General features: G+C 40.8%; 24 protein-coding genes. 18 read left to right on the forward strand and 6 right to left on the reverse strand.

The genetic code is table 11. The features are described 5' to 3' along the window. Positions 1-112 precede the first annotated feature (112 nt). The 12 genes from AB8M93_RS09855 (at position 113) to can (ending at position 13,054) form a co-directional block, all read left to right on the forward strand. Positions 113-886, forward strand: coding sequence for a DUF4382 domain-containing protein (locus AB8M93_RS09855; protein ID WP_373057406.1), 774 nt, complete (start codon positions 113-115; stop codon positions 884-886). Between the two features lie 144 nt (positions 887-1,030). Further along, a complete protein-coding gene (locus AB8M93_RS09860) occupies positions 1,031-2,035 on the forward strand; it encodes an AAA family ATPase (RefSeq protein WP_373057407.1) in 1,005 nt (334 codons plus the stop codon). Between the two features lie 78 nt (positions 2,036-2,113). Beyond that, on the forward strand, positions 2,114-2,980 hold the full coding sequence (locus AB8M93_RS09865; RefSeq protein ID WP_373057408.1) for a DUF58 domain-containing protein: 867 nt from the start codon (positions 2,114-2,116) through the stop codon (positions 2,978-2,980). Positions 2,981-3,024: 44 nt separating this feature from the next. Continuing rightward, positions 3,025-4,650, forward strand: coding sequence for an LPXTG cell wall anchor domain-containing protein (locus tag AB8M93_RS09870; RefSeq protein WP_373057409.1), 1,626 nt, complete (start codon positions 3,025-3,027; stop codon positions 4,648-4,650). Further along, on the forward strand, positions 4,650-5,654 hold the full coding sequence (locus AB8M93_RS09875) for a vWA domain-containing protein (RefSeq protein ID WP_373057410.1): 1,005 nt from the start codon (positions 4,650-4,652) through the stop codon (positions 5,652-5,654). Before AB8M93_RS09870 ends, AB8M93_RS09875 begins: the two co-directional genes overlap by 1 nt. Positions 5,655-5,678: 24 nt before the next feature. Continuing rightward, a complete protein-coding gene (locus tag AB8M93_RS09880) occupies positions 5,679-6,728 on the forward strand; it encodes a VWA domain-containing protein (protein ID WP_373057411.1) in 1,050 nt (349 codons plus the stop codon). 1 nt (position 6,729) lies between these two features. Continuing rightward, positions 6,730-7,629: a tetratricopeptide repeat protein gene (locus tag AB8M93_RS09885; protein ID WP_373057412.1), complete on the forward strand. Its 900-nt coding sequence runs from the start codon at positions 6,730-6,732 to the stop codon at positions 7,627-7,629. Between the two features lie 48 nt (positions 7,630-7,677). After that, positions 7,678-9,435, forward strand: coding sequence for a BatD family protein (locus AB8M93_RS09890; protein WP_373057413.1), 1,758 nt, complete (start codon positions 7,678-7,680; stop codon positions 9,433-9,435). A 1-nt stretch (position 9,436) separates the two neighbouring features. Beyond that, positions 9,437-10,183 carry an SH3 domain-containing protein gene (locus tag AB8M93_RS09895; protein ID WP_373057414.1) on the forward strand — a complete coding sequence of 249 codons (747 nt, stop codon included), beginning with the start codon at positions 9,437-9,439 and terminating at the stop codon, positions 10,181-10,183. Positions 10,184-10,263: 80 nt separating this feature from the next. Then, entirely contained in the window at positions 10,264-10,557 is a 294-nt protein-coding gene (locus tag AB8M93_RS09900) for a hypothetical protein (RefSeq protein ID WP_373057415.1), read from the forward strand. Between the two features lie 160 nt (positions 10,558-10,717). After that, the gene (locus tag AB8M93_RS09905; protein WP_373057416.1) at positions 10,718-12,295 is read left to right on the forward strand and encodes a SulP family inorganic anion transporter; all 1,578 of its coding nucleotides are present in this window, start codon (positions 10,718-10,720) and stop codon (positions 12,293-12,295) included. A gap of 117 nt (positions 12,296-12,412) precedes the next feature. Then, the gene (gene can / locus AB8M93_RS09910; protein WP_373057417.1) at positions 12,413-13,054 is read left to right on the forward strand and encodes a carbonate dehydratase; all 642 of its coding nucleotides are present in this window, start codon (positions 12,413-12,415) and stop codon (positions 13,052-13,054) included. A 55-nt stretch (positions 13,055-13,109) separates the two neighbouring features. On the opposite strand, the gene AB8M93_RS09915 is transcribed toward can, so the two are convergent. Next, positions 13,110-13,634, reverse strand: coding sequence for a CvpA family protein (locus AB8M93_RS09915; protein WP_373057418.1), 525 nt, complete (start codon positions 13,632-13,634; stop codon positions 13,110-13,112). Positions 13,635-13,679: 45 nt separating this feature from the next. On the opposite strand from AB8M93_RS09915, the gene AB8M93_RS09920 reads away from it, so the two are divergent. The 5 genes from AB8M93_RS09920 (at position 13,680) to AB8M93_RS09940 (ending at position 16,802) form a co-directional block, all read left to right on the forward strand. After that, positions 13,680-14,036 carry a hypothetical protein gene (locus AB8M93_RS09920; RefSeq protein WP_373057419.1) on the forward strand — a complete coding sequence of 119 codons (357 nt, stop codon included), beginning with the start codon at positions 13,680-13,682 and terminating at the stop codon, positions 14,034-14,036. A 3-nt stretch (positions 14,037-14,039) separates the two neighbouring features. Continuing rightward, positions 14,040-14,732 carry a hypothetical protein gene (locus AB8M93_RS09925; RefSeq protein ID WP_373057420.1) on the forward strand — a complete coding sequence of 231 codons (693 nt, stop codon included), beginning with the start codon at positions 14,040-14,042 and terminating at the stop codon, positions 14,730-14,732. A gap of 413 nt (positions 14,733-15,145) precedes the next feature. After that, positions 15,146-16,165 carry a phenylalanine--tRNA ligase subunit alpha gene (pheS, locus tag AB8M93_RS09930; protein ID WP_373057421.1) on the forward strand — a complete coding sequence of 340 codons (1,020 nt, stop codon included), beginning with the start codon at positions 15,146-15,148 and terminating at the stop codon, positions 16,163-16,165. A 68-nt stretch (positions 16,166-16,233) separates the two neighbouring features. Beyond that, a complete protein-coding gene (locus AB8M93_RS09935; RefSeq protein ID WP_373057422.1) occupies positions 16,234-16,410 on the forward strand; it encodes a hypothetical protein in 177 nt (58 codons plus the stop codon). Beyond that, positions 16,407-16,802 carry a hypothetical protein gene (locus AB8M93_RS09940; protein ID WP_373057423.1) on the forward strand — a complete coding sequence of 132 codons (396 nt, stop codon included), beginning with the start codon at positions 16,407-16,409 and terminating at the stop codon, positions 16,800-16,802. The genes AB8M93_RS09935 and AB8M93_RS09940 overlap by 4 nt, the downstream gene beginning before the upstream one ends. A gap of 93 nt (positions 16,803-16,895) precedes the next feature. On the opposite strand, the gene AB8M93_RS09945 is transcribed toward AB8M93_RS09940, so the two are convergent. Beyond that, entirely contained in the window at positions 16,896-18,548 is a 1,653-nt protein-coding gene (locus AB8M93_RS09945; protein WP_373057424.1) for an LVIVD repeat-containing protein, read from the reverse strand. Between the two features lie 222 nt (positions 18,549-18,770). Beyond that, the gene (locus AB8M93_RS09950) at positions 18,771-19,766 is read right to left on the reverse strand and encodes an NAD(P)H-dependent glycerol-3-phosphate dehydrogenase (protein WP_373057425.1); all 996 of its coding nucleotides are present in this window, start codon (positions 19,764-19,766) and stop codon (positions 18,771-18,773) included. A gap of 328 nt (positions 19,767-20,094) precedes the next feature. Between AB8M93_RS09950 and lysM the strand changes: the two genes are divergently transcribed. Then, positions 20,095-20,589, forward strand: a complete 495-nt coding sequence (gene lysM / locus AB8M93_RS09955) for a peptidoglycan-binding protein LysM (protein WP_373057426.1) — start codon at positions 20,095-20,097, stop codon at positions 20,587-20,589. 126 nt (positions 20,590-20,715) lie between these two features. Here the strand turns inward: lysM and nadD are convergent, their stop codons facing one another. From nadD to AB8M93_RS09970, 3 genes are read right to left on the reverse strand one after another with little or no spacing between them, the layout of a single operon-like run. Further along, positions 20,716-21,312 (reverse strand): nicotinate (nicotinamide) nucleotide adenylyltransferase, encoded by a 597-nt coding sequence (nadD, locus tag AB8M93_RS09960; protein WP_373057427.1) that lies wholly within the window; start codon positions 21,310-21,312, stop codon positions 20,716-20,718. Continuing rightward, complete coding sequence (gmk, locus tag AB8M93_RS09965; protein ID WP_373057428.1) at positions 21,309-21,893, reverse strand: guanylate kinase; 585 nt, start codon at positions 21,891-21,893, stop codon at positions 21,309-21,311. Before gmk ends, nadD begins: the two co-directional genes overlap by 4 nt. 2 nt (positions 21,894-21,895) lie before the next feature. Continuing rightward, positions 21,896-22,753, reverse strand: a complete 858-nt coding sequence (locus AB8M93_RS09970; protein ID WP_373057429.1) for a YicC/YloC family endoribonuclease — start codon at positions 22,751-22,753, stop codon at positions 21,896-21,898. Positions 22,754-22,979: the final 226 nt, after the last annotated feature.

Below are 22,979 nucleotides of genomic sequence, written 5' to 3' on the forward strand. Positions count from 1 at the left end.
TCGTTAATCTTCCTTCATTCACAAAATTGAAAATCAGATTCCACGTTATCCTTCCCAAATCAATAAAACTAAAAATATGACCCTAACGAATTTCAAATTGAAAAGCTTTTTAATGCTAAGCTTAATAGCATTTACCATGTTTAGCTGTAGCGAGGATGACGACAATGCTAATGAGGGCACTGCCCATGTTACCGTGAGTATGACAGATGCCCCCGGTGATTATGATGGCGTTCTTATTGACGTAGAGGACGTTATGATAAAATCTGATATGGACGGGGAAGAAGGTGAAGGCTGGGAGAGCATTGGCGATGTAAATACCGGCATTTATGATCTTTTGGAACTCACCGGCGGAGTCTCCCAGTTACTGGCAGATGTGGAACTGCCTGCAGGTTATCTTGGGCAAATAAGGTTAGTTCTTGGAACCGATAATAGTATTGTGGTAAATGGAGAATCCTATGCCATGGCAACCCCAAGTGCCCAGCAATCTGGTTTAAAACTGAACGTGAACCAGGAACTAGAGGCCGGGGAGCAGTATTCTTTTTTACTGGATTTTGATGTAGATGAATCGGTAGTGCCTCAAGGTGGCAATGGTGGCTACAATCTCAAACCGGTGATAAGAGTTGCTGCGGAAGAGGGAGCCAGTACCATAGAAGGGCAGGTACATCCTTCAACTTTCAGGAGTTTGGTGAAAGCGCAAAATGCTTCTACCGTAATTTCAGCTTATACAGATACTGAAGGTAACTTCACCCTACATGGAGTGCCTGCGGGAACATATAAAGTTACCATTACACCTGAAGTGGCATCAAATTTGCCTGCTATCGAGAGAAATAATGTGGTGGTTGAAGCCAATAGCTCGGTAGATCTTGAAACAATTTACCTGGAATAAAAAATGATTTTAGATAATCTTAAGAGCGGCTTCACTAGGCCGCTCTTTTATTTTAACCTAATATTAACAAGCTCAACCAATTTATATTTCAATTTGCGACGTTAATTCGTTAAATGTATATTCACGTGTTTAAAATTTTAAGTGATGATAGAAAATGATTCTTCGGTAGATATTGCCAGCCTGAATGAACAAATAGAGAGGGAAAGTGCCTTTGTAGACGTGCTTACTTCAGAAATGAATAAAGTAATTGTAGGCCAGAAGCATATGGTGGAGCGCCTGCTTATTGGACTTCTCGGGCAGGGGCATATTCTTCTGGAAGGAGTTCCCGGGCTTGCAAAAACCCTGGCCATCAATACGCTTTCACAGGCAGTGCACGGAAGTTTCAGCAGGATCCAGTTTACGCCAGACCTTTTGCCGGCAGATGTTGTGGGAACACTGATTTATAATATGAAGCTGAATGACTTCAGCATAAAAAAAGGGCCGATTTTCGCTAATTTCGTCCTGGCAGATGAGATTAACCGTGCCCCGGCCAAGGTGCAATCGGCTTTGCTTGAGGCCATGCAGGAGAAACAGGTAACCATTGGAGATGAAACGTTTATCCTGGACCGCCCGTTTTTGGTAATGGCTACGCAAAACCCGGTAGAGCAGGAAGGGACTTATCCTTTGCCTGAAGCCCAGGTAGACCGTTTTATGCTGAAAACGGTAATTAAATACCCGCAGATGAACGAGGAACAGCTTATTGTAAGGGCAAACCTCAAGGGTGCTTTTGAAAAGGTAAACCCAGTGGTAAGCCTGGAGCAGATTAGCCGCGCACAAAAATCTGTTCGCGAAGTTTATATGGATGAAAAGATTGAAAAATATATCCTGGATATCATTTTTGCGACCCGTACCCCAGAAAAATATAAACTGGAAGACCTTAAGCCACTTATTAGTTTTGGGGCTTCGCCAAGGGGTAGTATAAACCTGGCTACTGCAGCCAAATGTTATGCCTTTATCAAGCGCCGTGGCTATGTAATTCCAGAAGATGTAAGGGCGGTGGTACACGATGTATTGCGCCACAGGATTGGAATTACCTATGAAGCCGAGGCTGAAAATGTGACTTCTGAAGACCTGGTGAGCAAAATAGTTAACGAAATTGAAGTACCGTAGCAATTAACAATGATGAGTTAACAATGGTCAATGGGATTCTTGATAATTGATTATTGTAAAATTGTTTATTGAAAAGACATGGATACTAAAGAACTCCTTAAGAAAGTACGAAAAATAGAAATTAAGACCCGCCGCCTGAGCGATCACGTGTTTGGCGGGGAATACCACTCTACCTTTAAAGGCCGCGGGATGACTTTTAGTGAAGTGCGGCAGTACCAGTTTGGGGACGATGTTAGGAATATAGACTGGAATGTTACCGCCCGTTACAGCGAACCATTTGTAAAGGTTTTTGAAGAGGAGCGGGAGCTTACCATGATGCTTGTGGTAGACGTTTCTGCTTCAGAAATGTTTGGGACCCAAAGCCAGTTTAAAAAGGATGTTATCACTGAAATAGCTGCGACTTTAGCTTTTTCAGCAACAAAGAATAATGATAAAATAGGTCTTATGCTGTTTACAGATAAGATTGAATTGTACATTCCTCCTAAAAAAGGACGTTCGCATGTATTAAGGATTATCAGGGAACTGCTGGAATTTCAGCCAACCGGTAAAAAAACAGATATTGCTGGCGCTTTGAAATACCTCTCCAATGTGATGAAGAAAAAAGCCATCGTTTTTGTGCTTTCAGATTTTATCGCAGAAGATTATCAGCATACCCTTAAGATTTCTGCCGGAAGGCACGATGTAACCGGAATAAGGATTTACGACAGGCACGAGGAACAAATTCCCAATCTTGGTTTGGTACAGATGTTGGATGAGGAATCGGGCGAAAGCATTACGGTAAATACCGGTTCCAAAACGGTAAGAAACAGTTATGCAAAATATTACCAATCCCGGGTAGAGTACTTCCACGAAAGCTTTACGCTTAGCGGCGCCGGGACAATAGATAACCGGCTGGATGAGAGTTATGTAAAAAAACTGCTGGGTTACTTTAAGAGAAGAGCATAATCAATATGAAAAATGAAGCTTCATATTCTAAAAAGAGATACACATTGCATAGTTTGAAAAACAAAAGAAGATGGGACAACATTTTCTTTTTTTTCTTTTTTCTGGTTACAGGTGTTGCTTTTGGACAACAGCCACAGGTAAAAGCCAAAATTGATTCCACGAATATCAAAATTGGAGAGCAAATAAGGTATAGCATCCAGGTAGAAACCGATTCCACAGACCTGGTGGTTTTTCCCGAAGGCAATACCTTTTCGCCCCTGGAAGTGGTGGAATCTATGAAAACAGATACTTCCAGGAGCCAGGACCGCTTCCGGCTGCTAAAAGAATATTCGCTTACGCAGTTTGATTCTGGTTCTTACACAATTCCGCAGCAAAGGGTGATTGTAAACAACAGGGAATTTTTAACCGATTCTATGCTGGTGGAAGTTGCTAACGTGGTGGTGGATACTACAAAGCAAAAAATGTATCCCATAAAACCTTCTGTGGAAGCACCTTCCACTTTTCAAATTCCCAATTGGATATGGTGGTCATTGTTGGGAATTGCGGTTATAATTGGAATACTGTTTTTCTTCAGAAAGAAAAGAAAGGAAGCCCGGGAACGGGAGCTGCCGCCTTATGAGCAGGCTATGCTGGAGCTGGATAGACTGGATCATTCCCATTTGCTGGAGCAAAGGGAGGTAAAAGAATATTATTCGCAGCTCACTTTTTCGGTACGTAAATATTTAGACAGGAAAGTGTATGACCGTGCCCTGGAAAGCACTACCAGCGAGCTGATTGCTTACCTGGAATTGCAGCGGGAAAGCGGAAACCTTAAAATTGACCGTAAAACCATAGATGATTTAAAGCGCATCCTGCAGCGTGCCGATTTAGCCAAATTTGCCAATTCCAGGCCGGATGTTATTACAGCCAAGGAAGACCGTTCCAATGTAAAACTTATTGTAGACGATGTAAAAACTTCCATTCCTGAACCTACCGAAGAAGAATTGATGCGGGACGAGATGTACCGCCAGGCAAAACTGAAGCGGCGAAGGAGAAAACGCATTATCATTGGTGTGATAATAGGCGCTTTTGCTTTGGTAATCGCCGTTGGCGCCCTAATTGCCACTAAAGGTTTTACCTATGTAAAAGATACTTATTTGGGCCATCCCACTAAAGAATTACTGGAAGGGGAATGGATTAGAAGTGAATATGGAAATCCGCCGGTGGCCATTACCACACCACAGGTTTTAAAGAGGGGCGAAATACCAATGCCTGCGGAAGCACAGGAAATGCTGGTAGGCAGCGAAACTTTTTTGTATGGTAGTATTATTGGGAACTTCTATACTGCAGTGAGTACGGTACAGTTTAACAAGCAGGTGCAGTTTAACCTGGACACCGCTGTAGATGGTATTTATGCCTACCTTGAAAAACAGGGCGCGCAGAATATTGTGATGAAGCGTGAGGAGTTTGCCACTTTAAACGGGGCAAAAGGCATTCGGGCCTTCGGAACTTTGGAAATGGAAAATCCCGTTTCCGGAGAATTAACCCAGAACAAATACGAGATCCTCAATTTTGCTGAAAATGGAGGTTACCAGCAAATCACCATTATTTATGATGCAGAGGATGTTTATGCCGAAGAAATCGCGCAGCGAATTATTGATTCGGTAGAATTAACAAATATAAACAACTGATGTTTACAAATTTCACTTTTGAAAATCCGCAGTTTTTCTGGCTGTTTTTGCTGCTTCCAGTAGCCATTGCCTGGTATTTCTGGAAGCGAAACAGGCAAACGGCAGAGTTGCGTATTTCTACCATCAAAGGTTTCAAGGCTAAAAAGAGTTTGCTGGCACAGCTTAAACCGGTGCTTTTTATCCTAAGGCTGCTGGTACTGGCATTGATAATTACCGCTATGGCCAGGCCAAGAACGGTAGATGTTTCTACCAGGAGCAGCAGTACGCAGGGGATAGACATTGTAATGGCCATAGATGTTTCAGCCAGTATGCTGGCTCGCGACCTGCAGCCAAACCGCCTGGACGCGCTTAAGGAAGTGGCTCAGGAATTTGTAAAAGGAAGGCCGTCAGACAGGATTGGGCTGGTGGTTTATGCGGGAGAAAGCTTTACTAAAACACCAATCACCAGTGATGAAGAAATTGTACTAAGCGCACTTAGGGATATAGAATATAATAATTTGCTGCAAAATGGTACTGCCATAGGTTCCGGTTTGGCTACTGCGGTAAATCGGTTAAAGGACAGCAAGGCAAAAAGCAAGGTGATTATCCTGTTAACCGATGGGGTGAACAATTCCGGTTTTATAGACCCTAAAATTGCCAGTGAGCTGGCGGTGGAATTTGGTATAAAAGTGTACACCATTGGCGTAGGCAGCAATGGAAATGCCTTATCTCCCGTGAATGTTTTGCCTAACGGCAGGTTCCAGTACGGGATGAGCAAGGTAGAGATTGATGAAGCTTTATTAAAACAAATTGCCGATGCCACCGGCGGGCAATACTTTCGCGCCACAGATAATGAAAAGCTGGAAGAGATTTATGCTGAAATTGACAGCCTTGAGAAGACCGATATTGAGGAATTTCGATATTATAATTATGACGAAAAATACCGGCCTTTAATTTTTCTGGCAGGCGGTTTGTTGTTGTTCGAAATATTGCTGAGGTACACTATCTTTAGAAGTTTTATATAATTGCCTTAAAATTAGAAATTAAGAATGTACGTTTTTGAAGAGAAAATATATTTTTGGTTGTTGCTGGTACTTCCGGTGGTGGTACTGCTGTTCCTTATTTTGATATTCTGGAAGAGGCGTACGCAAAAGAAATTTGCCGATTCCGGGCTGCTTGCTTATCTCTCCCCAAACCGCTCCACTTTTAAGCCGGTTTTAAAGCTGATCGTCATTCTACTGGCTATTGCCAGCCTGGTGGTGGCCCTGGTAAATCCAAAGCTCGGCACAAAAATGGAAACCGTGAAGCGCGAGGGCGTGGATATTGTTTTTGCGATAGACGTTTCCAAAAGTATGGAGGCCGAAGATATCGCGCCAAGCCGGCTGGAAAAATCCAAACAGCTGGTTACACAAATTCTTAATAATCTTGGCAGTGACCGCGTGGGGATAATCGCCTATGCCGGCAGTGCTTTCCCGCAGTTGCCTATTACTACCGACTATGCCGCGGCAAAAATGTTCCTGCAGTCCTTAAATACAGATATGATCTCTTCCCAGGGAACCGCCATAAGGGATGCCATAGATCTTGCCACCACCTATTATGATGATGAAGACCAGACCAATCGTGTCTTGTTTATTCTTAGTGACGGGGAAGACCATGAGGGAAATATAGAAGATATCTCAGAAGAAGCCGCCAAAGCTGGCATCAAAATTATAACTATTGGGGTAGGTACCGAAAAAGGCGGCCCCATTCCTATTAAAAGAAACGGGATTGTTCAGAACTATAAAAAAGACAATGCCGGGGAAACAGTCATTACGAAACTGAATCCCGAAACCCTTCAGGAAATCGCTTCAGAAGCAAGTGGAGAATATATTCCGGGAAATGTTACTGCTCAGGTGACTGATGAGGTGCAGAATATCCTTCAGAATATTGAGAAAACAGAATTTGAAGCCAAGCAATTTGCCGATTTTGAATCTCATTTTCAGTGGTTTTTAGGTTTAGGCCTGTTCCTGCTATTTTTGGATTTATTTTTGCTGGAACGTAGTACTGCCTGGATAAAAAGGCTGAATCTTTTTAACGAAAGAAAGAAAAAAGAAGATTAAGATGATGAAGACAGGAAATTTAAAAAATATAGGCGCTGTAATGGCAATATTGGCCATTTCAGCCTTCGGAAAACTTTCAGCTCAGGAAAATCCCAAAAAAATTCAGCGTGAGGTAAACGAATATCTTCGCGAAGCTGAAGACGCGATGTCCGATAACGATTTTGCTTCCGCAGAAGCCTCCTATCGCAAAGCAATTGCCAAGGATCCCGGCAATACCGTGGCTAAGTACAATATGGGAAACCTGTATTACAATAAAGAAAAAACGCCACAGGCCGAAAACAGGCTGAAGGAAGCTGATGAAATTTCGGAAAGCAAAGAAGATAAGCACCGGATTAACCACAACTTAGGCAATTCTTATATGAAGCAGAAAAAATATAAGGAAGCGGTGGAAGCTTATAAAAATGCTTTAAGAAATGACCCTACAGATGAAGAAACCCGGTACAACCTGGCATTAGCTAAGAAAATGCTGGAAGAACAGCAGCAAAACCAGGATCAGAACAAAGATCAGAATAAAGATAATCAGGACCAGAATAAAGATCAGAACAAAGACCAGGACCAGGATAAGCAAAACCAGGATGGTGAAGGTGGCGACGATGAGCAAAACAAAGATAACCAGCCTAAGGACGAAGGAGAGAACAAGGACGAACAAAATAAAGATAAAGGCGGCCAGGACGAGAAAAAGGATCAGGACCAGAAAAAGGACCAGCAGGATAAAGGCGATGAAAAAGGAGATGAACAAAAAGAGCAGCCGCAACAGCCACAGCCTGCCCAGGGGCAATTATCGCCTCAGCAAATAAAGAGCCTGCTGGAAGCGATGAATAACGAAGAGAAAAAGGTGCAGGACAAAATTAATGCTGAAAAGGCCAAAGGGGTGAAGGTGAGGTCTGAAAAAGACTGGTAACAAAAATTGTTAATTTAGATATCCGATAATCTGAATAGAAGACAGAAAATGAAGTTGAAACTAATCTTAATAAGCTTTCTTGTAATGGCCACAGGACTGCTGCAGGCGCAGGTACAGTTTGAGGCAAATGTTAGCAAAAAAAAGCTGGGAATAAATGAGCGTCTTCGGGTTGATTTTGAAATGAACCAGGACGGAGACAACTTCAGGCCCCCTTCCTTTAATGGATGGAGGGTGATTGGCGGCCCCAACCAATCGGTAAGCAGGAGCATTTTTAACGGGAAAAGTTCGTACTCCAAAACCTATACCTATTTCCTGCAGCCGGAATCCCGGGGAAAACAAAGCATTGGCCAGGCCGAAATTGAAGTGGATGGGAAAATTTACAAAACCTCTCCGGTAGATATTGAAGTTACCGCGGCTGTGGAAGAATCTAATAATGGTGAAAATACAGATATTGTCGCTTCTGAAAATCTGCATCTGGTGGCAGAGATCTCCAAGACCAATCCGTACCTGAACGAGGCGATTACAGTGGTTTATAAATTGTATGTGAGCCCCAGCATTAGCGTAAGCAACTGGAGGGAAATAGATAATCCTAAGTTCAGCGATTTCTGGAGCCAGAATATTGATATACGGCAGCTAAGGGTTGAAAACGGCGAATACCAGGGCCAGCCTTACCGCTATGTTGTTTTGAGAAAAACCATCCTTTACCCGCAGAAAACCGGCGAGCTGGAAATTGAACCATTGGCGCTTGCGGTTTCGGTAGATGTTCCCAGTGAAAGGCGGGATATTTTTGGAAGCAGGATTTACAGGACGGTGGAAAAAACCGTGGCGGCCGGCAGCAGGACCATAGACGTGAAGCCGCTGCCACAGGAGGGCAGGCCGGCAGATTTCTCCGGGGCCGTGGGAGATTTTGATTTTGAAGTCACCACCAGTAAAGAAACGCTGGATGCTTCAGAGTCTTTCCAGGCTTCTGTAGAGGTGAACGGAAATGGAAACCTGAAACTTTTTGACCTTCCGGCATTAACGGTACCGCCTTCTCTTGAAAAATATGAGCCGGAACATTCTCAAAATGTAAGCACCACTCTTAACGGGATGCAGGGGAGTATTTCTGATAATTACACCATTGTGCCCACCAGGAAGGGGAAATATCCAATTCCGGCCCTTAGTTTTTCCTATTTTGACCTGGATAGCGAGACCTATAAAACCATCACTTCAGACGAGATCCTGATAGATGTGGAAAATGGACCAGCTGCCGGAGCGGTTGCTGCCAGTCCGGGAACAACGGCCAAACGGCCTGTGGCCAGTGCAGAGCAGTTTAGGTATATTAAACTGGATGGGAACTTGAAACCACTTCAGCAGCAACAGTTTTTTAAATCGGTGTCCTTCTGGAGCCTCGTGTGCCTTCCGTTTTTTATTATTCCCGTAGCTATTCTCTTCGGAAAAAAACGAGAAGAGAAAGCTAATGATATTACCGGGAACCGCAGGAAAAAAGCAGACCGCCTGGCAAGGAAGTACCTTTCAGAAGCTAAAAAGAATCTGGGCGACCAGGCAGCATTTTATGTGGCGCTGGAAAGGGCCATGCATAATTACCTGAAAGCAAAACTGCACATTCAAACCAGTGAAATGAGCAAAGACCGCATTAGCGAGATTCTTGCTGAAAGAGGGGTGGATGAAGCAACAATAAAGGATTTTATAAGTTTACTGGAAAGCTGTGAATTTGCACGTTACACGCCGGCTTCTACCGTTACCATGAAGCAGGATTATGAGAAAGCTGCCAATGTGATTTCAACCTTAGATAAACAATTGTAAAATGAAAAGAATTGTATATCTCTTATTATTCCTCTCCATATCCCTTTTTGCGCAAAATGAAGGAACTTTTGAAGAGGCAAATGAAGCCTACTCCAATGGGAATTATGAGGAGGCTATAGATAAGTATAACAAGATTCTGGAATCTGGCGAGGCTTCGGCTGCTTTGTATTACAACCTTGGAAATGCCCATTATAAGCTTAACCACTTAGCCGAAAGTATATATAATTATGAAAAAGCGCTACTGCGAAATCCGGGAGATGAAGATATAAAAAACAATATCAAATTTGCCCGTAATATGGCAATAGACGACATTCAGGAGGTAGATCGCAGCGGTTTTAGCGAGAGTGTAAACAATCTTATTTCAACGTTTACAGCAAATTCCTGGGCCACAATAGCCATTATTTTTTGTGCGTTGTTCGCGGCATTTTTTCTTGCTTATTATTTTATGCAGAAGCCGCTTTTAAAAAGGATTTTCTTTGGAATTTCTATTGTTATGGTACTTTGCGGCTTCCTAAGTATTTATTTTGCCTATGCTCGGGAAGAAATCATGGAAAATAACCAGTATGCCATTATTTTTAGTGAAGAGGCGCAGGTAAGAAACGAACCTTCCCTACGAGGCGATGAAGCTTTTTTACTACATGAAGGCACTAAAGCCCGGGTACTGGAAGATTACCAGGAATGGGTGAAAATAGAGCTTGCCAATGGCAACCAGGGCTGGATTAATAAGGAGAATATCAAAAGATTATAAGTATAGCAGCTCGATTTAAGAGATAAAGAATTTCTCTCGGGAACATAATGTTCCCATAATTTGTGGTATTTTTGCGATTCGTGAAAAAGCTCGTATTCATATTATCATTTATCTTTCTGGCATTTCTTGCCACCCCAACTCTTGTAGTATGCATAGATAAATCTGTGGATATCTCTGCGGCTTTTAATGTAAACGAAGAGGAGAATTCTTCAAATTATAACTTTTTTGAATTCCATTTTCATCAAAATAACCACCACTCCAATTATGAGAGTATTCATTTTCTCCAGGAGCGCAAGGTGGTAGATCATTATTTTGATCAGGATTACCATAATGTATTTTTGGATGTGATCTCACCGCCTCCAAAGTCGGCGTAATATTCTACTGTTTTAAGGAATTGCTTCATCTGTTTATTTCAAACAGGCTGCGAGACTATGGCTTTTTTCTCTAAGGAAGCTGCAATTCCACTTTTTCAGGTTTTCATGTTAACATCCCGGCAGGTTTAAAATTAAGCCCTGCTTATAAATTGTAGATATTATGTTTAAAAATCTTAATAAAGATTTGCCCGCAAGTATTGTTGTATTTTTTGTAGCTATCCCACTATGCCTGGGAATTGCACTTGCCAGCGGAGCGCCTCTATTTTCCGGATTAATTGCGGGTATTATAGGTGGGATTGTAGTTGGATCTATTAGTGGCTCAAGCCTTGGGGTGAGCGGTCCTGCGGCGGGCCTCGCAGCTATTGTGCTTACCGCCATTACCACCCTGGGGTATGAGAATTTATTACTGGCCGTGGTTATTGGAGGGATTATCCAGATTGGTTTTGGTGCTTTAAAAGCCGGGATTATTGGTTATTATTTCCCATCCTCGGTTATTAAAGGAATGCTTACCGGTATTGGTATTATAATTATCCTGAAGCAAATTCCTCATTTCTTTGGGTATGATGATGATCCACAGGGCGATTGGGCTTTTTTCCAGGTAGACGGGCAAAATACTTTTTCTGAAATTTTTAATACTGTAAACAGCATTAGCCCGGGGGCAACTTTAATCGCACTCATAAGTATGGCTATTCTCGTATTATGGGATGCCGTGCTTACCAAAAAAGCGAAAATCTTCAGACTGGTACAGGGGCCGCTGGTGGCAGTTGTAGTAGGAATCTTGTATTATCTGCTTACTGCAGATTCAGGAGTAATGGCTATCTCTCCCGATCATCTGGTGAGTGTCCCGGTGCCGGACAGTTTTGATTCCTTTATAGGACAATTCACCCTTCCTTCTTTTGAAATGATTGGGACGGTGCAAATTTGGGTTACCGGCTTTACCATTGCACTTGTGGCAAGCCTTGAAACGCTGTTGTGCGTGGAAGCCACAGATAAACTGGACCCTCATAAACGAACAACCCCCACCAACCGGGAGCTGTTTGCACAGGGGAGTGGTAATATCCTTTCAGGTTTAATTGGGGGGCTGCCCATAACCCAGGTAATTGTTAGGAGTTCTGCAAATATCCAGTCCGGCGGGCAGACTAAAATGTCTGCAATTCTTCATGGGTTTTTGCTGTTAATTTCCGTGATCATCATCCCGAATATCCTCAATTTTATTCCGCTTTCGGTATTAGCTGCTATTTTATTCCTCGTAGGTTACAAGCTTGCCAAACCGGCATTGTTTATACAGATGTACAGGGACGGATGGAAGCAGTTTGTCCCCTTTATAGTGACCATTTTGGGAATTGTATTTGGAGATTTGCTTGTAGGTATAAGTTTAGGATTGATTGTAGGAATTGTGGTTATCCTGATTAAATCTTACCAGAACTCCTTTTTCCTTCATATTGAACATGAGGATAACGGGAACAAAACCGTGAAGATGACTTTAGCTGAAGAAGTTACTTTTATCAATAAAGGAGCAATTATCAAAGAGCTGAATAATCTTGAAGACGATTCTGTACTGGTTTTAGATGTTAGTAATTCCAAATATCTCGATAGCGATATTATTGAAATTCTTGATGACTTTAAGGTCAAGGCGGCTGAAAAAAATATCAGCATTAAAATAATTTCTGAAAGAGGTGTTGTAGAAAATCCGGAGAGTTATCGTGAGTTTTTTGCTTTAGAGAAGAAACCGGCATAAATTTGATGAACAGGCGAAAAAAAGATGAAGGCTAAGATATTATTCTTTAACTTTTGAAGCCTTTTAAATACATTTAATTAACCCTATTATTGAAAGTAACCATAATAAGAAAAAGAGATGCAAAAAGATAGTTTTTACAAACAGCTTATAGATAATAACAAAGGTTGGGTTGAAGAGCAACTGGCCAAGGATCCTGAATATTTCGAAAAACTTGCCAAAGGGCAGCAACCTCCCGTTTTATGGATTGGATGCGCCGATAGCCGTGTGCCTGCAAACCAGATTATTGGGGCACAGCCGGGCGAGGTTTTTGTTCATAGAAATATTGCCAATATGGTAATACATTCTGATATGAATATGCTTAGCGTACTGGATTATGCCGTTAACGCTTTAAAAGTGAAGCACGTTATTGTCTGCGGCCATTATGGTTGCGGCGGGGTACAGGCAGCCATGAAAAACAGCTCTATAGGAATTATAGATAACTGGGTTCGGCATATAAAAGATGTGTACAGGTTGCATAAAGACAGGCTGGATGCAATACAGGACGAAAAGGAACGTTTTGATACTTTTGTAGAAATAAATGTAAAAGAACAGGTGTTTGACCTGGCAAAAACTTCCATAGTGCAGGCGGCATGGCATAAAGAACAGGAACTGCACCTTCATGGCTGGGTATATGGCCTTGATTCAGGAATTATAAAAGATCTTGAAGTAAATGTAAGTAACGATTCTCAACTGGACCATGTCTACCAGTTGAATTTCTAGATTAATTGATTAGTTAAGGGGAGAGGGCCGGGGCAATTTGTTCCGGCTTTTTCATTTATAAGGAAGCTTCTTCATTATTAAGAATATTTCTTTTCCTGGCCTCCCTTAGAATTGAAGGCAGCAATGCGGGGGCAATAACTTCTACAGGTTTATAAAGCCGGGATTCTTCTAAGGTATCTTCTTCAATAAGATTAATTTCTTCATTGGTAGATTTAAAGAACATGATGACCACGCTGGTAATAAAAGCAACCTTTAAAAAGCCAAATCCCGCGCCTAATAGTCTGTTAACAATACCTAAAGCAGCGAAACTGGCCATTTTGGTAAGGATTCTTCCGGCGAGAGAAATGAGAAATACAACAATAAAAAAAGTGACTGCAAAGGAAATAAGGTTTACATATTGTATATCCCAGTCTACATGCTGGTCCAGTAAAGCGCTTAAAATGTGGGAAAAATTAATGGCGGCATAAATGCCCACTACAATTCCCACCAGAGAAGCGACTTCAGCTAAAAGTCCTCTAAAGAAGCCGCGAATAATCCCATAGAGCAGGATAAGGGCCAGAATAATGTCTACTATATTCATAAGCCAAATATAGCAATTCAGGGCTTAAGATAGTATCTTTGCGCCATGGCAAGAGATGAACAACTAAAGGAGCGCTGGGCGGTGTTGCAGGAAAAACTTTCCAACCAGTTTGCAGATGGAGATATGATGGACCTGGATGCGATTATTTATATAATCGGGGTGCAGGAACTGGGACAAATCCACCGAAGGTTTAAGAAAGACCATAAACTGGACTTAATGCATATTGCTATTTGCCGTTTACTGGAGCCCTACGGTTATTATGAATTTGATTATTTTGATGAGGACGGCTGGCCGCATTATAAAATTATTGAGCAACTGCCGGTGCTTAAAGCCGGCGAACAGGCCGTTTTAATGAAAGAAGCCATTGTGCAATATTTTCTGGAAAAGGAGTATATTTCGTAGAAAATGACAACCCTTTTTACATTGCTGTCCTTTCCTAATGACAGTGGCCCAATTTACCAGGAAACCGTTGCAGGAAGGTTTCCAGTGGAACCATTCAATACTTTCAGCAATTTTTTGTTTCTGGCATTTACCATTTATTTTGCGAGAAAGGTTTATCCCAATTATAAAAATCAGCTTTTTCTCGCATACAGTCTTCCGGTGCTTTTTATAGGTTTTATTGGTGGTACAGTTTACCATGCCACTAGAAGCCATGAAATCTGGCTCATCCTGGACTGGCTTCCCATCCTGCTGCTATGCCTGGCGGTGTCAGTTTATTTTATCTTCCTTTCCAGCCGTTTCCTATGGCAAAGGATTGTACTTGCGGCGATAGTGCTGCTCCTGGTTTTTGGAGTGCGCTATATTCCCTTTGGAAAATTCCAGATATCTATGAATTATGTAGGGACCGCTTTGGGTTTATTGCTGCCAATTTTTGTTTATCTCTATAAAACCTATTTCAGGTCCTGGGGCACGATTAGCCTGGCAATATTAAGTTTTAGCATCGCGTTGTTTTTCAGGGTAATGGATAAATTTATGGATGACCTGGAAATGGGTACCCATTGGTTGTGGCATTCCTTTGGAGCGATTTCCGTATTTTTCCTGATGAAGTATATCTACCGGAGCAAAAGTTTACCGCGGCCTGCCCCTTCTGAAGCCTAAGGATCCTCACTTTTCAGCCGCCATGTAAAATTGTTAATTTACTGTTAGTGTCTGGTTAAAGATCAGAAATCGCTTCGCTGCAAGAAACAAGAATATAGATTTTATCGTAACTAACAGGTGATCAGTACAACTTTTCAGTTGCTCATTTCAGAAGATAAATTAATGGAAAGCATATCAAAAGCAAGCCTTAAAGACAGCAATAGCTTTAGATAGTTATATCCATGAAACTTTTCGATTTTTTATGAAAGTTTTACCGTGCGCCAGTGATTTACCATTTTACAGTCTACAGTCTACAGTCTACAGTCTACAGTCTACGGTCTTTTCTCAGGATTCCATTTTTTAATATCCTTTTAAAAACCCATTCAAGCCGCAATTTTTTATAAATTTGCCTTTCTGAAAAAGAACTATCTCAAATGATTGATAAGATAAAGGAGCATATTGCTGAAGTAGCTTCTTTTAAGGCTGAAACCTTAGAAGAAATAGAAGCTTTCAGGATCAAATATTTAGGGAAAAAGGGAATTTTGAACAGCTATTTTGCTGAATTTAAAAATGTGCCGAATGAGGAGAAAAAAGATTTTGGCCAGGCTATAAATCAGCTAAAGACCAGTGCACAGCAAAAAGTTTCCGCTTTAAAAGAAGAACTGGAGAGTAAGGAAGAGGAAAAGGGCATTTATGGTGATCTTAGCCGCCCGGCGGAACCTGTGCAGATTGGTTCCCGTCATCCTATTTCAATTGTAAAAAATCAGATCATTGAGATTTTTTCCAATATTGGCTTTAATGTTTCCGAAGGCCCCGAGATTGAAGACGACTGGCATAATTTTACCGCTTTAAATCTTCCGGAGTACCATCCTGCCCGCGATATGCAGGATACATTTTTTATCCAGACAAATCCTGATATTTTGCTTCGTACGCACACCTCCTCTGTACAGGTACGGTATATGGAAAATAAACAGCCGCCCATAAGAACGATTTCCCCGGGAAGGGTTTTCAGGAACGAAGCCATTTCTGCACGTTCTCACTGCATCTTTCACCAGGTGGAAGGCCTTTATATAGATAAGGATGTTTCTTTTGCAGATTTAAAGCAGACGTTGCTTTATTTTACCAAACAGCTTTTTGGGAAATCAAAAATAAGATTGCGGCCCTCTTACTTTCCGTTTACTGAACCCAGTGCCGAGGTTGATATTTACTGGGGATTGGAAACCGAAACCGATTACAGGATTACCAAAGGGACCGGCTGGCTGGAAATTATGGGCTGCGGGATGGTAGACCCCAATGTTCTTAAAAACTGCGGAATAGATCCTAAGGAGTATTCCGGCTTTGCTTTTGGAATGGGTATAGAGCGAATTGCCATGCTGTTGTATCAAATTGGGGATATAAGGATGTTCTATGAAAACGATGTGCGTTTTCTGGAACAGTTTCGCTCTTCTTTATAAAAAAATATTAATCCATAGTCATAAGACAGCCGCAGCAAAGCTGAAAAATGACTTGTAATTTTTTAACTATGAAAAAAACAGGTTTTATTATTCTTGCGGTGGTGATCCTTGGGATCATCCTTTATGTCACTATTGTTATTAAAGTGATAGAATTTCTTTTTGGAGCGATTTTATTTATTGTCGCTGCGGTGATACTGTGGATTCTATGGACTAAAATTAAAGATAAAGTCGAAAAGGAGTTTTGAAGAAAGATATTGAGATCCCAAAAGTTGAAGAGGTACACGTTGCCGCGGTAAGGGAATTTAATGAGGAATTCCAGACAAAAGAATGGAATGCTTATCTTATAAATAACCGCGATGATGCACTTGAAATGGTGTTGATAGTGGCCCGTGGGAAAAGCACAAAAAAGAAAACTTCAGTCATGCGCCATAAACTGGAAAGGTTACCGGCACATTCTTATGCGAAAATTGAATTTATTCAGGACGAGGTCCTGCAGCTGGACAATGAATACCTGGTAACTTTTTTCGCGGAAAATAAAATGTACGAGAAAAAATTCAGCTTTAAGAAAAACAGCGTTTCAACTTCACGAATAGGCGATTTACCTGTTATTCCGAAAAAGGGCATTCTTGCAAAGTAAAGGGCAGCCAGAACAGGAAAATTAATTAAAAAGCCCCTTCATTCTTATAATGAAGGGGCTTTTATCTGAATAATTTCAGCCTAAATTGAGTTATTATAACTTATTTGAAGTATCTGTATAATCACCAACAATACTTACATCGTTTCCTTTTTTAACCTCACCATAAACATGAATACTGGAATCTTCCCCTACAAACTCCAGCGTAGCGCCGCTGTTGAGGTTAAAATCACCATATACGGTAAGGCTTCCGTCTATTCTAAGGGTGGATTTTGAGTTTACTGTAAGGTTCTCATTTTTATTTGCTTGTCCTACAGCAAGGGCTCCACTCATGTTAAATTCTCCAAAGCTGTTAATATTGGTGCTTTTTTCAATATTAAGCGCTCCGCAGAAATTTAAGATACCACCTACATTAAGATGTTTTAAAGTTACAGAACCGCTATATGAAGCTACAGCACCAGAATTTACATTCAGGTTTTTGTCCCCGGAATAAGCATTATAATCTGAACAGGCGAGGAAATTTGTTTCTGCAGCAACAGGACGGCTCATTTTTAAAATTCTTAAACCTCCGGTTCCTGAAGCTACAAAGATATAATCTCCCTTAGCTTTAACATAGTTTGCAGAGCCGTCTATTTCAATTATTCCTTCTTCTACAACATTATTATTTTCGTCAAGTTTTGTAATACCAAAACCGGCACCACCATTACCCATTAAAACAAAATCATTAAAAGTGGTTACCGAATTGGTTACTTTATCACCTTCAGCTACTTCAGCTCCCGGGAGCATATGTATGGGCAGCCTGGATACTTCCTGACCGCTTTCCAAATTGTAAATTCCCACTCCATTAGGGCCTTCAGAAACCAAAAGCTGGTCATTAAGCAATTCAATTGTTCTTTTGGATTCAGCAATTAAGGGCTGTGTTTGGATCTCTTTTTCTACACCCAAAAGCCGGGGCTCAAGAATAAGCAGGTAACCATTTCCGCTTAATGCGACTATTTTTCCGTTTGGAAGTGCAGCAGCGGCACGTAAGTCTTCAAAATTAGAACCTTCCATTTCCGTAATAAGGGAGTTGGAATTATAGTAGCCTAAACTGCTCTCGCTCCCACTAAGGGCTATAAAATTATCTTCCTGGTATGGAAAAATATCTACGCCGGCCTGCCCTTGATAAAAGCGCTCTATGTGATTCTTTGTAGCCAGTTCCCCGTTAGAAACGTCTATTGATGCATAAAAAGCACGTTGGGAGCCGCTGGCCTGCCAGTTGAGAGCTCCGGTAAAAAATACTTTATTGTTTCGGTAAAAGAGGGCATTCACGTCTGCAGAAGCAGTAGTCATCCTGCTCACCAATTTAGGGGCATACTTGTCGCTAATATCTATCACATCTATTCCTCCCAAATATGTTGGGCCTTCTTTGGTGTAGGCAACATAGGCATAATCACCATCAATATCCACGTGGTTGGCGCGCATCGCCTGCCCGTCAAGCACAGGAGGATCAATAGTGGCAATTTGTTCCAGGGTGATTTTTTCAATTTCGGAATCTGCATCAATAACATCTGCGCTGCGATTATTGCTTACAGAAGTTACTCCAAGAACTCCCACGCCATCATTGCTAAGGGATTTACTGAGTTCAGAAGAATTGTTGTCTACATTAAAAATATTTTCCTGAGATGAAGAATCGTTTATATCATTGGAATTACAGGAAATTAAAAAAGTGGAAGCAAGAAGACTTAGACCAAGTAATTTTTTAGTCATAATTATAGGTTAAGGTTAGTATTATTTGGGCTGTAAAAAAATTTACAGGAGCAATAATAAAACAAAAAATTTAAACCACCTTGATTTTAATATTTTGATAATGAAATTAGTACGTTTATCGAAAATAAATGTCAGTTTATCGATATGCGAAAGCTTAGAATGGGAATCGGGATTACAAAAAAAGGAATATATGTTATTTAGCTATGAAATTTCAAACGCTGCTTAATCCAATTTATCTGCCAGTTTTTTAAAAACTTTCTTCGGATTTTTCCCTTCGTAGAGAATTGCGTAAACCGCATTTATTATAGGAGTTTTAGCACGTTTCACTTTATTGATTTTGTAGGCACTTTCGGTAGCGTAATATCCTTCCGCAATCATGCTCATTTCCATCTGGGCACTTTTTACGGTATAGCCTTTACCAATCATATTCCCAAACATCCTGTTGCGGCTAAAAACCGAATATCCCGTTACCAGTAAATCTCCCAGGTAAGCAGAATCATTAATGTTGCGCTTCATCTTATGCACCTTTTTAATGAATTTCTTCATTTCTCTTATCGCGTTACTCATTAGCACGCTTTGGAAATTATCTCCATAACCAAGCCCGTGCGCAATTCCGGCGGCAATGGCATAAATGTTTTTAAGCACAGCAGCATACTCGGTTCCCGTAACATCATCGGTGATTTTACAGGTGATGTAATCGCTTCCCAGGTGATTAGCCATAACCTGTGCTTTATGTTCATCGGCACAGGCAATAGTGAGGTAAGAAAGGCGTTCCAGTGCAACTTCTTCTGCATGGCATGGGCCGGTGATCACGCCAATATTTTCATAAGGAATATTGTAATACTCTTCAAAATGTTCTCCAACAATTAAGCTGCTTTCAGGAACAATGCCTTTAATGGCAGAAAAGATGATCTTATCCTCAAGGGGAACCTGGAGGTTATCCAGTTCTCTTTTTAGAAACGCTGAAGGAATAGCAAAAATAAGATAATTGGCTTCCTGTATGGTTTCATTAATATCGTTGCTAAGTTTTAGCTGTGTGGTATCAAACTCTACCGAGCTAAGGTAATTGGGATTATGCTCCTGTTTCTTAATATGTTCAATTGCATAAATACTGCGCATATACCAGTTCACGGTTTCAGCATTTTCAGTAAGCATTTTAACAATTGCGGTAGCCCAGCTTCCGCCGCCAATTACGGCAAACTTAGGAGTTGTATCCATACATACTATTTTCTTGTTCAAAAATAAGGAAAATTATAAGGATAATCATTTTATCTCCTTCTAAGGGCATTTTTTGAGAATGCTTTAAAACTTTTCAGGAAGTTTAACAACTTCGCAGGCAATGCATGCCGTTAACATACGTTCTAGATAGGTACCTTAAAGCTAAATAAAGGTACGTACTTAGTTTTTGGTTAGTTATTTAGTCTAAACCACCTTCTTGCGGAGGTGGTTTTTTCAGTATAAAATTCTAACAAAAATTTAATAATCAGGGTGTTGCATGAATCAAAGGCTTTTGTAACTTACTTGAATATAAATTATAAAGAGCTCTATGGGCGTGTATTCGTTTATTAAAGAAGCCGGCGAAAAACTTTTTGGAATAGAAAAAGCAGAGGCTGAAGAGAGCCATGAAATTTCTGATGACCGGCTTGCCAAAGAGCATAAAGAAGATATAAGAGCAGCCCAGAGCTTAAAAGAGCGTATTCTGGAAGCGGGTTTGGCAATTAAAGTGCTGGAGGTTGAGATCGAAGGCACAGCAGCGATCCTCACTGGAACTGCAGATACAATGGAGACCAGGGAAAAGGTAATTCTTATTGCAGGTAATTCTGAAGGAATAGAAAAAGTAGATGAGAATATAAAAGTTGAAAACGAAAGCAAGGAGGCTGTTTTTCATACCGTAGAAAGGGAAGATACCCTGGGAAGCATAGCTAAAGCTCATTACGGGGATAAAGAGAAGGTTAATATTATTTTTGAAGCCAATAAACCAATGCTTAAGGATCCTGATAAGATTTATCCCGGGCAGGTTTTACGAATCCCGCAACAATAAATAATAAGGAGACTGTTTAAAAGTTTTGAGGGTGCTAAATTGAGAGCAGACGACGTTCTAAGCTTGTAGTTCCACAATGAAAAAAGTAGGATCAATCAGCTAACCAGAGCGCTCAAAAGCAGATTTTTAAACAGTCTTTTTTTTATAAAAATTCATAAGCCTAATATAATCCCAAACTGCTGCAGGTAACATGGGACTTATATTTTTTCCTTCTGCAATAGCTTTTCTAATAAAGGTTGAAGAAATTTCCATTACCGGCGCAGCCACCCTTTTTATCCTGGGGTGATCTTTAAACTGGTTCTGCACTTTCTCTCCTGAAAGGCGCGGATACACATAAATAAAATGGTTCTCCAGGATCACTTCATAATTTTTCCACTTATGAAAACTTTTTAAATTGTCTTCTCCCATGATAGGGCAGAACTCATTGGTAGGATATTTTTCCTGTAAATGAAGCAGAGTTTTTACGGTATAATTAGGCTGTTCCAACCCGAATTCAATATTGCTCGGCTTCAGTTTTGGGAAGTCTCCGCAGGCTTTATAAACCATTTCCAGGCGGTGGTGGTTTTCAAGAAGCGTGCTCTTTTTCTTCAGGGGATTGTGCGGCGTTACCATCAGCCAGATCTCTTCAAGGTCTGAAAATTCTGCCATGTGATTGGCAATAATAAGATGCCCTATATGAATGGGATTAAAAGTCCCAAAGAACAAACCTACCTTTCTATTCATTTTTCAGTTTTTACACCCACATAATTTGCAACGAGATTATAAGCTTCTTCCAAAGCCACTTCCAGATTATTGTTTTCAATAATAAAATCGAATTGTGGTGCTGTGGCGAGTTCTATGGAAGCCTTGGCAACCCGCATATTAATTTTATCTGGAGTTTCCGTTTTTCTTTTCTTAAGGCGAATCTTGAGCTCCTCGATGCTTGGTGGTTTTACGAAAACGGCCAGGGTGCGATCTGGATAAATGTGCTTAATATCAAGACCTCCAACCACGTCAATATCAAAAATCACATGCTTTCCTTCTTTCCAGATTCTTTCAATTTCGCTTTTAAGGGTTCCGTAAAAATTATCGCGGTAAACCTCTTCCCATTCCAGGAATTCATCGGCCTTAATTTTCTTTTTGAATTCTTCCAGAGACAGGAAATAATAATCTATCCCGTCTTTTTCATCACCCCGGGGTTCCCTGGAGGTTGCTGAAATGGAAAAATCCAGTTTTAATTCTTTCTTTGCTAATAAATACTGAACTATCGTTGTTTTACCCGATCCTGAAGGTGCCGAAAATACAATGAGTTTGCCCTGCTCCATTTTTAAAGTACGTTTAGGAGTTGTTCTTTTATTTTTTCCAGCTCATCCTTCATTTGAACTACCAGTTGCTGCATTGGCGCATAATTGGATTTGCTGCCAATAGTATTGATCTCGCGCCCCATTTCCTGGGAAATAAAGGCCAGTTTTCTGCCATTCGAGTCTGGGCTGTTAATGGTTTCCAGAAAATAAGAAAGATGGTTTTCCAGCCTTACTTTTTCTTCGGTAATATCAAATTTCTCGATATAATATACCAACTCCTGCTCGAAGCGGTTTTCATCTACCGTTTCCTTTATTTCTTCTACTCCCTTTCTAAGCCGTTCCCTCACGCCATCAATCCGGTCAGGATCCATAGCGATAATTTGGTTTAACAAATCGGTAATATTATCAACCCTTAATTTTAGGTCTTTTTCCAGCGCTTCCCCTTCGGCTGTCCTGAAATTATTAATTTCGGTAAGGGCTTCTTCAACTGCATCCTCAATGGCTGTAAATTCGGTTTCATCAATTTCTTCGCGCTCCGTTTTTAAAGCATCGGGCATGCGAACTGCCATTTTTAGCAATTCGGTTTCATCTCCATTGCTAAGATTGCGTAACTGTTCCATATATTTTTTAACCACCGCCTGATTGACTACAGAAGAGGTTTCTTCACCGGTATTTTCCACATATACCGAAAGGTCAATTTTTCCCCTTACCAGGGATTTAGAGATGATCTTCCTGAGTTCCAGCTCTTTTTCACGGTACTGGGAAGAAATGCGGGCATTAAGATCAAAATTTTTACTGTTAAGGGATTTGATCTCCACAGTGATTTTTTTATTAGGGAGTTCAGAAACGCTTTTCCCAAAGCCTGTCATGGATTGAATCATGCTTGATTTTTAAAAGGTTGCGCAAAGATAATCAATTCTGTAGCAGTTCAAAGGCAGGGGAAGCTTATTTGGTGAAGAGTGAAGAGTTAGGAGTGAAGAGTGAATGGTGAAAAGTGAATGGTGAAAAGTGGAAAGTGAAAAGTGGAAAGTTGTATGTCCCTGATATAGGTTGACCACTAAAGTCAACTTGTATATGAAATCAAACATTCGATTATTAAAGAAACAA

The sequence above is a fragment of the Autumnicola aciditolerans genome, assembly GCF_041679265.1.
Taxonomy (GTDB): domain Bacteria; phylum Bacteroidota; class Bacteroidia; order Flavobacteriales; family Flavobacteriaceae; genus Autumnicola.

Excerpts from the sequence above, each read along its gene's own strand:
- AB8M93_RS09855 (WP_373057406.1), top strand. The coding sequence starts at position 113 with ATGCTAAGCTTAATAGCATTTACCATGTTTAGCTGTAGCGAGGATGAC.
- AB8M93_RS09860 (WP_373057407.1), top strand. The coding sequence starts at position 1,031 with ATGATAGAAAATGATTCTTCGGTAGATATTGCCAGCCTGAATGAACAA.
- AB8M93_RS09865 (WP_373057408.1), top strand. The coding sequence starts at position 2,114 with ATGGATACTAAAGAACTCCTTAAGAAAGTACGAAAAATAGAAATTAAG.
- AB8M93_RS09875 (WP_373057410.1), top strand. The coding sequence starts at position 4,650 with ATGTTTACAAATTTCACTTTTGAAAATCCGCAGTTTTTCTGGCTGTTT.
- AB8M93_RS09880 (WP_373057411.1), top strand. The coding sequence starts at position 5,679 with ATGTACGTTTTTGAAGAGAAAATATATTTTTGGTTGTTGCTGGTACTT.
- AB8M93_RS09885 (WP_373057412.1), top strand. The coding sequence starts at position 6,730 with ATGATGAAGACAGGAAATTTAAAAAATATAGGCGCTGTAATGGCAATA.
- AB8M93_RS09890 (WP_373057413.1), top strand. The coding sequence starts at position 7,678 with ATGAAGTTGAAACTAATCTTAATAAGCTTTCTTGTAATGGCCACAGGA.
- AB8M93_RS09895 (WP_373057414.1), top strand. The coding sequence starts at position 9,437 with ATGAAAAGAATTGTATATCTCTTATTATTCCTCTCCATATCCCTTTTT.
- AB8M93_RS09905 (WP_373057416.1), top strand. The coding sequence starts at position 10,718 with ATGTTTAAAAATCTTAATAAAGATTTGCCCGCAAGTATTGTTGTATTT.
- can (WP_373057417.1), top strand. The coding sequence starts at position 12,413 with ATGCAAAAAGATAGTTTTTACAAACAGCTTATAGATAATAACAAAGGT.
- AB8M93_RS09915 (WP_373057418.1), bottom strand. The coding sequence starts at position 13,634 with ATGAATATAGTAGACATTATTCTGGCCCTTATCCTGCTCTATGGGATT.
- AB8M93_RS09920 (WP_373057419.1), top strand. The coding sequence starts at position 13,680 with ATGGCAAGAGATGAACAACTAAAGGAGCGCTGGGCGGTGTTGCAGGAA.
- AB8M93_RS09925 (WP_373057420.1), top strand. The coding sequence starts at position 14,040 with ATGACAACCCTTTTTACATTGCTGTCCTTTCCTAATGACAGTGGCCCA.
- pheS (WP_373057421.1), top strand. The coding sequence starts at position 15,146 with ATGATTGATAAGATAAAGGAGCATATTGCTGAAGTAGCTTCTTTTAAG.
- AB8M93_RS09935 (WP_373057422.1), top strand. The coding sequence starts at position 16,234 with ATGAAAAAAACAGGTTTTATTATTCTTGCGGTGGTGATCCTTGGGATC.
- AB8M93_RS09945 (WP_373057424.1), bottom strand. The coding sequence starts at position 18,548 with ATGACTAAAAAATTACTTGGTCTAAGTCTTCTTGCTTCCACTTTTTTA.
- AB8M93_RS09950 (WP_373057425.1), bottom strand. The coding sequence starts at position 19,766 with ATGGATACAACTCCTAAGTTTGCCGTAATTGGCGGCGGAAGCTGGGCT.
- lysM (WP_373057426.1), top strand. The coding sequence starts at position 20,095 with ATGGGCGTGTATTCGTTTATTAAAGAAGCCGGCGAAAAACTTTTTGGA.
- nadD (WP_373057427.1), bottom strand. The coding sequence starts at position 21,312 with ATGAATAGAAAGGTAGGTTTGTTCTTTGGGACTTTTAATCCCATTCAT.
- gmk (WP_373057428.1), bottom strand. The coding sequence starts at position 21,893 with ATGGAGCAGGGCAAACTCATTGTATTTTCGGCACCTTCAGGATCGGGT.
- AB8M93_RS09970 (WP_373057429.1), bottom strand. The coding sequence starts at position 22,753 with ATGATTCAATCCATGACAGGCTTTGGGAAAAGCGTTTCTGAACTCCCT.